Below are 13,980 nucleotides of genomic sequence, written 5' to 3'. Positions count from 1 at the left end.
ATCAGTTGATATTGATTTCCGTACCGTCGATGTCGATAACCTTCTCGCCAACCATCTTGATCTTATTGGCGCTAAGCGTAATGGTGCCGTTTTGCTCAAGCACGATCATCGACTCCCCGCAAACCAGCGTGATTTTGTCTTCTGCGCTGAAATCGGCGGTGGTGCCTGCCGATAAACTGAGATCTTTGCCTGAATTCACCGAGTATTTGAGCGCAACGTTATGCATCTGCATCGCGCCGACGTTGGTCATCCAGCCTGCGCCGACGTTCAGCACATAGGCTGCGCCAATATTGGTGTTTTGCGCCAGGCCGACGTTCAGCATGGAGGCGAGCGCAATGGTCTCGGTTTTGGTCTTATCGACGCGCAGCGTCTGCGCGCCGTTCACCGTCACGCTCTGGTTTTGCCCGATACGCACCTCTTCATTCTGATCCACCGTTTCAGTACGGTTGGAATGAACAGTAATCGTTTCATTGCCATCCACCGTCTCGGTGCGGTTCTGGTGCACGGTGATCGTTTCGTTTTCGACGACCGTTTCCGTACGGTTTTTCTTAACCGTCGTGGTTTCGTTCGCGCCAATCGTTTTAGTGCGGTTGCTGCCGACCGAATGGGTTTCGTCATTCTCCACTTCGGTATCCATATTTCTTTCCGCGTGCAGCCACACCTGCTCGGCCCCGGCTTTATCCTCGAAGCGCAGGGCGTTGGCGTTGTCCGGCGAGCCGTCCTTCGAGCGGCTTAAAAAGCCCATCTGCGTCGCCGCTGCCGGCAGCGACCACGGCGGCATGCTCGCTTCGTTATACACGCGCCCGGTTATCAGCGGACGGTCCGGGTCGCCGTTGATGAAGTCCACCACCACCTCATCGCCCACGCGCGGTATCTGCACCCCGCCGAAGCCCTGGCCCGCCCACGCGCTGGAGACACGCACCCAGCCGGAGCTGGTGTCATCGCCCTTCGCCAGCCGGTCCCAGTGGAACTTCACCTTCACCCGCCCGTATTTGTCGGTCCAGATACTCTCGCCCTGCGGGCCCACCACCCGCGCCGTCTGCGGGCCGTAGGTTCTGGGCCACGGCGTCTTCTGTGACGGGCGGTACGGCACGTCCGCCGGTATCACCTCAAAGCGCGTCTCGTGAATGGTGTTGCTGTCTGCGCCACTGGCGTAGCGGTTCTCCTCAAAGTGGTAATGGGCGACGGTGGTCAGGTACTCCCCGTTGTCGCCGAAGAACGGGGCGTTGCGCAGCACAAAGGTGTGCCCCGGCGCGATACCCAGCGCCGTCCCGCTGCCCTGCGTCTGGCGGTGCTCCACCTGCCACCGCTCCTGGCGGATGCGGGCGTAGAACTCACCGTGGCCGTGCTCCACAAAGCGGCCCGGCCAGTCGTAGACGTCGATGCTCCCCGGCTGCGGCGATTTCGGGTTCTGCCGTGCCTGGAACAGCCACGCGTTCGGCTTGCGGAAATCGTAGTCGTCGAGGCTGTAGATACCCGGCGTCACGCTGTCCTCCAGCGCCCACTGGCTGATGCCCTCTTCATCCGTGGTGCCGCCCGACGGCGTCACGTGGTACGGAATGGTCTCGTAGCCGGGGAACGGCTCGTACTGGCCCGGCGCGTCGGTGAGCACCAGGGTGTGGCGGTCCTGCTCGTGGCGGAAGTGATAGGTGATGCCCTCCAGCTCCAGCAGGCGGCTCATGAAGTCCAGACTGCTCTCCTGGTACTGCACGCAGTATTCCCACACCCGGTAACTGCCCGACAGCCGCTCCTCGACGTTCACCTGGCTCTCGCCCAGCAGCGTTTTCACTATCTGCGGCACCGTCTGGCCCTGGAAGATACGCAGGTTGCGGTCGCGCTGCATCGGCCACACGTCCGGCTCCACCGTCAGCTCATACGCCGCGTAGCGGGTGCCGGACATCTCCACGGCGGTCACCGCCACCCGGGTCACCTTGCCGTTGAGGTAGCGCGGCGTCATCAGCGCCTGCGTCGGGATGGTCACCGTCACCGGCTGGCCCAGCAGCGCGCTGCGCTCGGCGCGCGCATCCGTGCCCAGCAGCGTCAGGGTGAATAAAAACGGCTCCGACAGCGCCTCGCGCCCGGAAAGTTTCCAGAAAAGCAGCCCCTCGACCGGGAGCTGAACGGTGATTCGGTTGAGCATAACTTCAGTCCATATCGCTGAGGAACATTACAGAATGGTTATCTTTCTTGCGAATAAACGCAGTGCGGATAAGTAAAACAAAAGGATTTGCGCTTTCGATAATTAGCGCAGAACTTTCTTTTTAATAGCCCAACCCAGCCGTTGCGCTGCCGTAAAAAAACAACAGTAACGGCGGTGGCTGTAAAAAACCGGGCCCTTGCCTGCGGCAAAAGCCCGGCTTCGGGTACTTTTGTTCACCTGTAAACGTAGTTTTCAGGGCGCCAGCATTAATACCTTGAACTGGCTGGGGACAATACGCATCCCCACCGCGTTGGTTGAGTTTTGCAGGCTGACGCTGGTCAGGCGCGTGGCGGGCGTACCTTTAAGCAGCACGGTAAACGCGCCCGTCAGGTGGCGTGACGGTCCCATGACCGTACCTGAGGCGACACCCGTCGCTACACCTGGGTTATCACCATTGGTGAGCGGCGTGACCGTTGCCATGTTATGCGCGGGCATACCCATAAAGAGAATATTCAGCGCGTTCGGGATGGCCGTTGGGCCGAGCGCGATATCAGGGTAAGGGATCGGCGTTGGTGCAGGCATTGGCGTCAGGCAGACGTCCGGAAACGCCAAATCCATGCCAAACAGCTGGCAATTAGCGAACATAATGATTACCCCATGTGGATCTGTTCTGAATCGACTTTGGTGATCGCTTTGGACGTAATCACCGTATTGTGCGCATGCAGTCGTGCGTAATCCTCAGCTTTCATATCCAACTGGCCTGCGCGCACCTGCTCTGTCTGCCGCGTGGAGCGGAACAGATTATGGCTTATCTGCGTTACCGTCTGCCAGACTGACTCCGCACGCTTGCCAACGATGCGCGAAAGGCTTACCCATGCCGAGAGCTTATCGCCACTGTATTTCATCTCGCTGATGTGGCAGTCGCCCTGCTGCGCGCTGACACGCAGCGCCTCGCCGCTGAGGCTGAGTTCACCTGCGCTGCGGATATGCAGATCGCCCGGTACACTAAGCTCCGCACTTTGTGGATTGGCGCGCTCCAGTACCGCCAGCAACCAAAGCTGATTATCGACGCTGGCAATCAACGCCGTGTCGCCTGCCTGCGGCGCGATAACGCAGCTGGCGGCGCGACGGCAATGCCAGCCGCGGCCTTCGCTTTCCACCATCAGACTGCCGTCGGCGAAACAGTGGGTAACGGTGCCGGACGCCTGAACAGGCGGTGTAATCGTCTGGGCCAGCTTGTGATTAATATTGCTCATGTTCTCTCCTTAGATACGGCTCTGGCGCTGCGCGCTCCAGGCTTCAGCCGTCAATAATTCTTCGTCATATTCCAGAATGCCCTGACGATTGGAAAACAGGGCATTGTCCTGGCGCGCCCGGTGTAAACGGGTGCGTGAAAAGGTGGCGCCGCGTAAATCGGCAAGACGCAGATCGGCGCCGGAAAAGTCGCTGTAGGTCAGGTCACTCTGGGTAAACCGCGCACCCGTCGCACTCGCCTGCTGGAAAATGCACTGGAATAACCGGCTGTGGCTGAAATCCGTCTGTTGCAGCGTCGCGCCCACGAATATCGCCTGATCAAACACGCTGTTCTGGCACTGCGCCTCGCTCAGATCGGCTTCCATAAACAGCGCCTGGCTGGCGTTGACGCGTTGAAGCTGTGCACCTTTAAGCGTTGCGCCTTTGAAATTGCACTGCGGCAGTTGCGCGCCTTCAAACTGCGCGCCTTCCAGTTGGCAGTCCGTAAACTGGCAACCGACAAACTGCTGCTGCGAATAGTTTTTGCCGCGCTGGTCGCAGTCAAAAAAGACGGTTCGCTCAAACGTGCCGTTCTCCAGCGACGTGGTACGCAAATCGATGCCATAAAACGTGGCCATCAAACTCTGGCAGCCGCTAAGTACGACGTTTTCCAGTGGTGATTCAAAAAAGACGCTACGGTCGAGTTGCACCTGCGTGAAGTGACTGTCCTTAAGCGTACAGTTCATAAACTGCGTGCTTAACAGCGCGCTGTGTGAGAAATCACTGCCACTGAGTGCGCACTGGTTGAACACGCACTCTTTAAGCGTCGTTTCACGCACGTGAATATTATTAAGCTCACACTGGTTAAAGACCGTCTGCTCCAGATGCGCACCGCTGAGATCCACCTGATTCATCGAGCATTCGGTAAAGAGCGTTTCATGCAGCTTTGCGCCGCGAAGGTTAGCCCCGGTGAACGACACTTCCTGAAAAATACCGCCCGACAGATCGCAGCCTTGTAAATCGAGCCCATCCAGTGTGAGTTCGATAATGGCTTCGCCGTTTTTGATTTTCTGTTGCAGCTCCGCTGCGCTGAGCGTTGTCATACCACTTCTCCGTCACGCTTCGGCAGGGTTTTTACGCGTTTGGTAAACGCGCCGTTCATGCGGGTCTCATCACTCGTGAACGACTGGGAAAGATCCGCGCGGAACAGATTAGCGCCGTTAAAATCGGCCCCGCCCAGCTGGCTTTTTTGCAGCAACGCCCCCATCAGGTTGGCGTTGGTAAAATCCACCCCACGGAAATCCGTACGAATAAACATGCTGCCCACCATACAGGCGCGCTGAAAACTGGCGCCACGGCAGTCGGCTTCGCTGAGGTCAGTGTTCTCAAGTTTTGCCAGCGCAAAGCTTGCACCACACAGCGCCGTCTGACGCAGGTTGCTTTGCCGCAGCGTCGCATGGGTGAAATCGGCACGGTTGAACGTGCTTTCCGATGCCGCTGCGCAGGTTACCCAGGTCGCGCTGATAAAGCGCGCTTCGTCGGCGTTCGTTTCCACAAAGGAGCAACTGTCCAGCATCGCTTCGCTGAAGTCCGCTGCTTCTAATGTGGATTTCACAAATGTCGTCTTATGCAGACGCGCCTGGTGGAAATCGAGACCCGGCAGCGTCAACTCAAGAAAAACGCAGCTATCGAGCATCGTCCGATGGAACCGGCAGCGGGTAAACCAGGTTTCCCGGAACAGCAGCCCTTCCAGCGTGGCGTCATCGAACATGCAGTCATCCAGCAGGGTCTCCTGCAACTGCGTGTCTTTAAAACGTGCGCCGCTAAAATCGCTATGGCAGCACTGGGCCAGCGACAGGCTTGCACCTTCGAAATTGCACTCGCGAAGCGACGTGTGGTGCAGCTCAGCACGCGCCAGCATAGCACCGCGGAAGTTCGCGCCATCCAACTGGCAATGGCTGAGATCGGCGCATTCCAGCAGCGCCTTACTGAAATTCGCACCACGCAAATCCATACCGGAGAAATCCACGCCAGTCAGATCGATGCCGCTGAAATCCCCGCCCTGCGCCAGGGTGCGTTCGGCGCGCTGACGGATAATCTGCGCCAGATCGCCTTTCAGGCGACGTGCTGGCGGCTGATGCTGAACGGACATCAGGTACATCTGATGCAGCGCGTCGCGACTTTGCGCCAGCTTCTTCTCACCGAGGCTGTCGCGGTTGCGATACAGCATCTCCTGCATACGGTGCATCGCTTCCGGGCCGCGCGGCTGGTTATCTTCGCTATTTCCCTGCGGGAAGCGCGCTTCCATTTCACGTTTACGCGCTTCGGCTTTCGCTTGCATCTCTGCGGCCTGCTTTTCCATCTTTTCGATAAACTCGGGGAGTTCATCCAGCTTCGGCATTGCGGGCTCTTCGAAATCTCCCAGCAGATCGTTTACGTCACCGCCGCTGGCTTCAATACGGGCGCGGTGCTGCTCGCGAAGCTGACTGGCGCGATTATTCATGTTGTCGCGCATCGGGCTGGCGGACTCTTCCACTTCGCTGTCGATCCAGGGACCGATAGCATCCTCCGGCACCAAATCCTTCTCACGAAAAGCGAACAGCGCCCCTTTCTCTTTATCCATGCGCTGGGCCAGCACTTTACGGTAGTGATTGACCGAACGGGACGCGCCTACCTTTTCCATGGCGGGCAGAAGTTGCAGCACGTCAGCCGCATCATCTTCATTAACGCGGATGTGCCCCTGCCAGATCAGCATCATCTGTTCGAGATGCGGGAAGAACCAGACGGTGGTGGCACGTAGTGCCACTTCCTCAAACAGGGTTTCATCGCCACGCAGGCGATTGATAAAGCAACGCGCCTGCCACGGCGGCAGCGACCCTTCCTGGAGCGGTTTTTCAGGGTGCATATTCCAGATGCGCCATTTTGCCTGCGGCGGCAGCGTATCCCGATCCTGCCACCACTGGTCAGGGCTTGCGGCGTTAAACACTTTCCAGTCGATATCTTTCGCAAAGCCGGGGAAATCGTTCTGCAGCCAGCTGGCGTCATACTTTTTGCCCATGCGGCCGAACCGGCGCGGCCAGAGAATATCCAGCGGCCCGAAGCTTGCAGGCTCCGGCTTCTGTTTTGGCGATATCATGCGCCCTTCGAAAGGTTCGATATTCGGCAGACGACGAAACTCATGCCCCTGATGGATTTCCGGCCGGAACCCGACGCCGTGCGGGTTTTCTTCATAACCTTCGCCGCCGTAGGCGCGGCTCCAGTCAAGACGCATCTCATCAAAAGGTCGGGGCATCGTCATTTTGCTGCCCGCCCAGTAGCGATCGCCGAAGACGGCCAGCGTTTTACTGAGGTTCTCCACATCTATACGCACTGCGCAGGCGGTTTTTTCCTGCTGATGGTGGGTGTAGGCATGGCCGGTCGCCAGAAACTCGGCGCGCACTTTCGGGATGGCCATGTCGATAATCCCACCGCTGGTTTGCAGCTCACCCGCCGCCAGTTGCCAGAGTTCTACCTCCGGTCGCAGTTTTGGGCTGGGCCCCATGTCCGCGAGCGCAATTACCGATACGCCCAGATAGTTTTTCCCCTCCCAGCGAAAAGGCCGGTTCAGTACGCTCAGGCGCAGGGGCTTAACGATTTTCATGCCATGTGTCCTTCATGAACGACAAAGAAAGCAGAGACAGAGCCCAACGGCCCTGAAGGAAAATGACTGACGCCTTATTTTTATAAATGCGTTAACCAGAGGATGAGGTCTTTCTTAGCCTCCGTACGCGCTGGCGGCAACGGTAAATCAACGGCGCAAGGGATGAGGAATATCCAAAATTACCTTCAACGGATCGCTGTTCAGATAGCGCAACGCAACGGTCTTTCCGGGCTGGTAATTCGCCGTATTCATAGCATTAATTACTGCATCGGCCTGGTTACGAACCTCTTCTCCTGTTTCGGTACGGTAAGTAATTTCAAGCGTAATATTGAGACATCCCGCACCACCTGAACGACTCCAGGCTTTAGTGATGACCGCCGTGGTATCAACACCATTGCACTGGATGTTTTGCTTAATGCGATTTCTCTTCCGGTCCCGAATCAATAAATAACCAATCAGAAAACTAAACAACCCAATCGGAATGCCGTAAACAACGTACAAAATCCAGTGCACTTTTTATCTTCATCCCTTATTCAAAAATGAAATTCGCCTTCACTATATCGCCGTCACCGAGATATCTTAGTTGTATTTCACAGCCAGGTTGAACACGAGGCGCATATAACTGGGGAATCGTCGATTCGAATCCAACCACTCTTTCTCCTTTTTTAGGGTCATTGAACTTTACGACAAAAGAACCGTTTATATTACCAGTTTCGTTACTGCTTAACTGCACTGATTTTAAAACCACTGCTGTAACAATTGTTCCTTTTTTTCGGATCAATGCATCGTTATAAAAGGACTTGCCAATCGTGTATACAAAAAAACCTACTAACAGTATCGCGACGATAACTTTCGTTGTCATATCAACTCCAAATATTTAATCGGGCTAGTTTTATGCTTAGGACGTCGTTTACAACGCGAAGCCCTCTATTAAGCGTAACATTGCCTTTTTCAGTAGCCAGATCAAAATAAGTATCTGAATATACTATTCCTTTTACTTCAGCACCAAATTGAGTAACTCCAGCATCTGCAAATTTATAGGAAGCACCAAACGTCTGAGTAGAAAAACTTTGATTAATAAACTCCATTACAACATTTGATTCTCGTGTCTTCTTATTATCTTTATGTTCAAACTCAGGTGCCTCAATCATGACCTTGGTATCACTATGAATTTTAATCAATTTAGGAGATTTTATTAATACTTCCCCTTGAGTGACCTGTGTCCATGCACCATCAATTTTCACATTGACTGCACCTGTCACATGTTCTTCTTTTTTCCCATTCACAGTCTCTTTCTTATCGCCATCCAGATGCAACGTAGCATTCCCAGTTATTTTGCTTTCATCCCCGCCACTAGTTATCTCGAGCTTACGTCCATTATTAATTTTAGTGATTTCACTATTATTTAATGTTCTGGTTTCAACATCTTCAACAGTCGTTGTTCGCGTTTTTCCATAATGGAAAGAAGCATCGCCCGTCACTTCATCTTTTTGCTCGCGTCCGATAGTGGTGGTGCGACAGCCATCAATCGCGACCGTTTTGTCGTTTTCTACCGAGATATTCATGTTTTTCTCGGCATGCATATCCAGCAACTCATCGCCCATCTTGTCTTCAAAGAAAAGATAGCTGGCATTGTCGCGATGTCCGTCTTTACTGCGGGTCATAAAGCCCATGCGTGTGGCATCACCGGGTAATTCCCACGGCGGCATGCTCGCCTCGTTGTACACGCGCCCGGTTATCAGCGGACGATCCGGGTCGCCGTTGATGAAGTCCACCACCACCTCATCGCCCACGCGCGGTATCTGCACCCCGCCGAAGCCCTGGCCCGCCCAGGCGCTGGAGACACGCACCCAGCCGGAGCTGGTGTCATCGCCCTTCGCCAGCCGGTCCCAGTGGAACTTCACCTTCACCCGGCCGTATTTGTCGGTCCAGATACTCTCGCCCTGCGGGCCCACCACCCGCGCCGTCTGCGGGCCGTAGGTTCTGGGCCACGGCGTCTTCTGTGACGGGCGGTACGGCACGTCCGCCGGTATCACCTCAAAGCGCGTCTCGTGGATGGTGTTGCTGTCTGCGCCACTCGCGTAGCGGTTTTCCTCAAAGTGGTAATGGGCGACGGTGGTCAGGTACTCCCCGTTGTCACCAAAGAACGGCGCGTTGCGCAGTACAAAGGTGTGCCCTGGCGCGATACCCAGCGCCGTCCCGCTGCCCTGCGTCTGGCGGTGCTCCACCTGCCACCGCTCCTGGCGGATGCGCGCGTAGAACTCCCCGTGACCGTGCTCCACAAAGCGGCCCGGCCAGTCGTAGACGTCGATGCTCCCCGGCTGCGGCGATTTCGGGTTCTGACGCGCCTGGAACAGCCACGCGTTCGGCTTGCGGAAGTCGTAGTCGTCCAGGCTGTAGATGCCCGGCGTCACGCTGTCTTCCAGCGCCCACTGGCTGATGCCCTCTTCATCCGTGGTGCCGCCCGACGGCGTCACGTGGTACGGAATGGTCTCGTAGCCCGGGAACGGCTCGTACTGCCCCGGCGCGTCGGTGAGAATGAGCGTGTGGCGGTCCTGCTCGTGGCGGAAGTGGTAGGTGATACCCTCCAGCTCCAGCAGGCGGCTCATGAAGTCGAGACTGCTCTCCTGGTACTGCACGCAGTACTCCCACACCCGGTAACTGCCCGACAGCCGCTCCTCGACGTTCACCTGGCTCTCGCCCAGCAGCGTTTTCACTATCTGCGGCACCGTCTGGCCCTGGAAGATACGCAGGTTGCGGTCGCGCTGCATCGGCCACACGTCCGGCTCCACCGTCAGCTCATACGCCGCGTAGCGGGTGCCGGACATCTCCACGGCCGTCACCGCCACGCGCGTCACCTTGCCGTTGAGGTAGCGCGGCGTCATCAGCGCCTGCGTCGGGATGGTCACTGTCACCGGCTGGCCCAGCAGCGCGCTGCGCTCGGCGCGCGCGTCGGTGCCCAGCAGCGTCAGGGTGAATAAAAACGGCTCCGACAGCGCCTCGCGCCCGGAAAGTTTCCAGAAAAGCAGCCCCTCGACCGGGAGCTGAACGGTGATTCGGTTGAGCATAATCTTCATTCCGTTATGTTTTATGCTATTGCGTGGGTAGCGACAAAGCAGAAGGGATAAAACCCGCGCTATCAAAAACGACACCGCCTGCATAATCAGAAATCATGCAGGCGCGTGTCAGCGGGTAAGGCCGTGCAGGAATTATTTCACTGGCGCAGGCGGCCACTTCCCGCCGTGCTCGATGAGCTTGTCTTTTATCTCGGTCAGCGTCTTATATTCGTCGCTGCCCGCTTTTGCTCGCTTCAGGAAACGCTCAAGCTGGTTGCCCATCGTCCAGCCGAATTTACCGTGGATCTCCGGGTCGGCACCGCGATCGAGCAGCAACATAACATGATCGTAGGCGTGATAATCCAGCGCCTCGATAAGCAACGTATTGCCAAGCGAATCGGTGATATTGATATTGGCACCCGCATCGAGCATGGCTTTTAACGTTTCAGTATTTTTGGCTTTAACGGTTTCAAAAATAATCGGCTCATGGAACGTTTTGTCTTTCGCATCCGGCGATAAACCGCCGTCGAGTATCGCCTTGATCCATTCACCGCTGTCCGCATTAAGAACAAATACCGCGGGGCTGCTTTGTCCCTTAGGGCGCGGCTGAAGCGGATCGGCCCCCGCCTTAACCAGTGCGGTAATGATTTTTAACCGGGCAGCGGTTTTATCATCAATAGCATTTCCCAGTGCCCAGAACAGTAATGTCATTTCCTGCTGGCCGGGGGTATTCAGATCGGTTTGCGGCGCCTGTTTGTCTACTTCGCTGACATCGCCAGCTTCGATAGCCTTCGCAAGCGTCAGTTGCTGGCCGCTAAAATAATCCTGCGGATTTAAATCCATATCTTTCTTACACCCCTGAATCATGAAGGTAAAACACAGCGCGAGGCAGCCTACAAAGAGTTTTCTCACAGGCGACTCCCGATGATGGCGATATCCTCATCTTTTTGCTGCTCGATACAGTTAATAGCCTGGTCAATACCGTGGCGCTCCAGCGCGCTGCCGGTGCCTCCGGCGAGATCGTGCGGAATGCCTGCGGCGTTTGGACTGAGCGCAGATACCCCTTCTTTGAGCAGCGTCGGTACGGGCAGGCCTTTCATTGTCTTAAGGTCTTCCCAGACATTCACTTCCTGCACTTTCGTCAGCAGTTCTCCTTCAACGCGGTAGGCCTGGATATCATCGGTTTTACCCAACACACTGCCGCCATATTTTTCCACAGTGCTGCTGTGAAGCCCGGCGGCGTTAAACGTCCAGCCCGGTTTGCCGCTTGCCATGGAAGCTGCAGAGGCGAGACCACCGCCCAGTGAGTGGCCAGCGATATCGACGCTCTGACCGGATTTCGCCAGCTTGTCGCCGATAGTCACCGCACTTTGGTAATACGTGGAATTTTTACCCATCCCCTGCGCAAAGTTGTTCGACCAGTCCGCGCCGTTTTTCACGGGTGCCAGCTCACCTTTACTCCACAGCGAAGAGAGGTTATCTCCCACAGAGGCAAATTCCGGCTCCCTTGAGCCCCTGAACACTACCGTCGGGTTCATGTCGCTGCCAAAGACGGCAGGATCCGGCTTATAGACACGCGCCAGAAAATCCGGGGACGCGGGATTGTCATACAGCATGCTGCTTTTCAGGCCGAGCTTATTCAGGGCCTCAGCGTCATTACTGATATCTGACCATCCCTCCGGCACACCGGGTGTGGCTTCCAGCGGGTTAACTGTCTTATAAACATTCCCCGCAAGCTTGGCCTTTTCGACGGCGATGTTGTTATCGGCAAGACGCTTCGCGGCAATCTGCGCATCGGGGTAGATACTGGCGTTGCCCTTGCTGATGAGATCTTTACGCGCCTGCCAGCGCTCCGCCTTGGTCATCGCTTTAAGCTGCGCGGCGGTCTTGAGCGTGTCTTTGCCTGGTGTCGCCAGCTCAGGGCCTATTGCGGCTTTCGATTTCACGACCTGCGCCGGTCTGACGGTCGGCGGCGGAAGCGTCCGATAGACACGCACCATCGCGCCATAGCGCACGATGATACTGCCTAACGGGAACGACAAAGATCGCGGCGCGTAGGTGGGCGTCAGCTCTCCTTTCTGATTGATGTAATAGAGTTCGGTCGTGGACGACCAGGGTCGCGAACTTTCATCAATCGCCACCAGGTTGCCATACCAGAACTCCTGCGCCACCAGCTTGCGAAGATCGCGCCCGGATTGATACGGGCTGGAACGGGTCGTCGGTTGAAACTGATCGTAACGCGAGAAAAGCGAGCGTACGGTGTTATCCGGCACAGACATTACCCACTGTGCAGCGATGTCCGGACGCATAATCCTCTCAAACTGCGCGGGCGGGACGTTCTCACGGAAAATAGAGACAATTTTGATGTGGTACATACGCTTTGTCCTGTAGCGGGTATTCGCCTGCCGGCGTGTTTTAACGTCACAAGCCGGAGTCAGGACGGGAGGCGCGGTGGGATGGCTGCGTAAGCGCTGCCTGAACGCCTCCCGGTATCCTTACGGGTTTACAAGCCAGGTGCCCGGGCGAGAGACATTAATCGTCTGGCTGCGGGACTGGCCACGCCCTTTAATCACCAGCAGATATTCACCGGTGGGCAGTTGCAGCGAGGCAAAGCCGTTCTCGGCAGGCGTCACGGTTTGCGTTTTGCCGTTAAGCGAGAGTTGTTCGCCGTCGCTCATGCGCACGTAAATTTGCGCTACCGGCGCGTTCTGCTCCGGCGCGGCGTCCTGGGTGGTCGTGGTCGCAGGCGCGGTGTTCTGCACCGGCTGCTGCGCAGGTTCTTGCTCGCGCGGCGCGCTGTCGTTGCTCGCCGTTTCCGCCGACGGGTTGTCAGAACCGCCGCTAAACAGCAGTCCGCCTGCGATCAGGCCAACCAGCACGCCCGCAGCAATCAGCCCCGGTACTTTATAACGACGCCAGCCGGTTTCTGCGGCAGGTGTGGTCTCTTCTTCTTCCACCGGCACCAGCATCGTACCTGGCTTTTTCACGCTCATCACATCATCAAGCCCGGCAACCGGCATTTCGATAAGTGCGGCGAAGTCGTCAATCGACTGCGGGCGATCTTCCATTTTCAGCGCCAGCGCGCGGTCAATAGCCTGCAGCAGCGGCAGTGAATAACCTTCCGGGCGCACTTCAGCGAGCGGGCGGTAGCTGTCGGCGATGCTGCGCACCACGCTCACCGGCGGCGGCGAGCCCATAATCAGCGTATGCAGCACCGCGCCAAGCGCGTAGATATCCGTCCACGGCCCCTGCTCGCTCTCGTTATCGTCGGTGTACTGCTCGATAGGCGCAAAGCCCGGACGCAGCATGGTTTCGGTTTCATCGGAGATATTCCCGATGCTGCGGCGCGCCGAGCCGAAATCCAGCAGCACCGGCAGGCCGTTGTCCTGGATCTGAATGTTGTCCAGCGAGATATCGCGATGCAGATAACCTTCATCGTGAATCGTTTTAATGGCCCCGAACAGCATCGGCAGCGTGCGGCGGATCCACGCCTCGTTGATCATCTCCGGATGCTGCTTGCTCAGGCGCGACAGCGTCGTGCCGCTGTAGAACACGGTGCCCATGTAGGCCGTGTCGTTTTGCACCCAGAAGCGCAGCACGTGCAGCAGATTCGGGTGGTTGAAGCGCGCCAGCAGACGCGCCTCCTGAATAAAGCTGTTCAGACCCGCCGTAAACGCCCTGCTGAAGCGGTCGCTGCGCAACACCAGACGCATGTCGTCATTACGTACCGCCAGCGATGACGGCATAAACTCTTTAATCGCAATGGTACGCTCAAGCTGATGGTCCCAGGCGCGATAGACAATGCCGAAACCGCCACCACCAATCACTTCCTTAATTTCAAACTCATTGAAACGGTAACCAATCGGCAGGGCGTTGGGTACAGTCCGGTTGTTTTCGTAATCCGTCATGTT

11 protein-coding genes are annotated in these 13,980 nt (G+C 56.7%); all 11 read right to left on the bottom strand.

Going from position 1 to position 13,980, the window contains the following annotated elements:
- Position 1: 1 nt before the first annotated feature.
- The gene (locus AFK62_RS00555; protein ID WP_053531659.1) at positions 2-2,140 is read right to left on the bottom strand and encodes a type VI secretion system Vgr family protein; all 2,139 of its coding nucleotides are present in this window, start codon (positions 2,138-2,140) and stop codon (positions 2-4) included.
- A 252-nt stretch (positions 2,141-2,392) separates the two neighbouring features.
- Positions 2,393-2,785: a DUF4150 domain-containing protein gene (locus tag AFK62_RS00550; protein ID WP_007679141.1), complete on the bottom strand. Its 393-nt coding sequence runs from the start codon at positions 2,783-2,785 to the stop codon at positions 2,393-2,395.
- Positions 2,786-2,790: 5 nt separating this feature from the next.
- Complete coding sequence (locus AFK62_RS00545) at positions 2,791-3,396, bottom strand: DUF3540 domain-containing protein (protein ID WP_007679143.1); 606 nt, start codon at positions 3,394-3,396, stop codon at positions 2,791-2,793.
- Positions 3,397-3,405: 9 nt separating this feature from the next.
- Entirely contained in the window at positions 3,406-4,476 is a 1,071-nt protein-coding gene (locus AFK62_RS00540) for a pentapeptide repeat-containing protein (RefSeq protein ID WP_007679146.1), read from the bottom strand.
- A complete protein-coding gene (locus tag AFK62_RS00535; RefSeq protein ID WP_053531658.1) occupies positions 4,473-7,013 on the bottom strand; it encodes a DUF2169 family type VI secretion system accessory protein in 2,541 nt (846 codons plus the stop codon). Before AFK62_RS00535 ends, AFK62_RS00540 begins: the two co-directional genes overlap by 4 nt.
- Positions 7,014-7,160: 147 nt before the next feature.
- Positions 7,161-7,526 carry a DUF3592 domain-containing protein gene (locus AFK62_RS00530; RefSeq protein WP_007679153.1) on the bottom strand — a complete coding sequence of 122 codons (366 nt, stop codon included), beginning with the start codon at positions 7,524-7,526 and terminating at the stop codon, positions 7,161-7,163.
- Positions 7,527-7,542: 16 nt separating this feature from the next.
- The gene (locus AFK62_RS00525; RefSeq protein WP_038866215.1) at positions 7,543-7,875 is read right to left on the bottom strand and encodes a DUF3592 domain-containing protein; all 333 of its coding nucleotides are present in this window, start codon (positions 7,873-7,875) and stop codon (positions 7,543-7,545) included.
- A 1-nt stretch (position 7,876) separates the two neighbouring features.
- Positions 7,877-10,081, bottom strand: a complete 2,205-nt coding sequence (locus tag AFK62_RS00520; RefSeq protein ID WP_082363035.1) for a type VI secretion system Vgr family protein — start codon at positions 10,079-10,081, stop codon at positions 7,877-7,879.
- Positions 10,082-10,222: 141 nt separating this feature from the next.
- Complete coding sequence (locus AFK62_RS00515; protein ID WP_007668245.1) at positions 10,223-10,981, bottom strand: ankyrin repeat domain-containing protein; 759 nt, start codon at positions 10,979-10,981, stop codon at positions 10,223-10,225.
- Positions 10,978-12,444, bottom strand: a complete 1,467-nt coding sequence (locus AFK62_RS00510) for a hypothetical protein (protein WP_007668262.1) — start codon at positions 12,442-12,444, stop codon at positions 10,978-10,980. Before AFK62_RS00510 ends, AFK62_RS00515 begins: the two co-directional genes overlap by 4 nt.
- A gap of 120 nt (positions 12,445-12,564) precedes the next feature.
- Positions 12,565-13,977 (bottom strand): serine/threonine protein kinase, encoded by a 1,413-nt coding sequence (locus AFK62_RS00505; protein ID WP_007668265.1) that lies wholly within the window; start codon positions 13,975-13,977, stop codon positions 12,565-12,567.
- Between the last annotated feature and the right edge of the window lie 3 nt (positions 13,978-13,980).

Source organism: Cronobacter condimenti 1330, from assembly GCF_001277255.1.
Lineage (GTDB): Bacteria > Pseudomonadota > Gammaproteobacteria > Enterobacterales > Enterobacteriaceae > Cronobacter > Cronobacter condimenti.
Note: the sequence above shows the minus strand (reverse complement) of the source record. Positions and strands in the feature narration are given on the sequence as shown.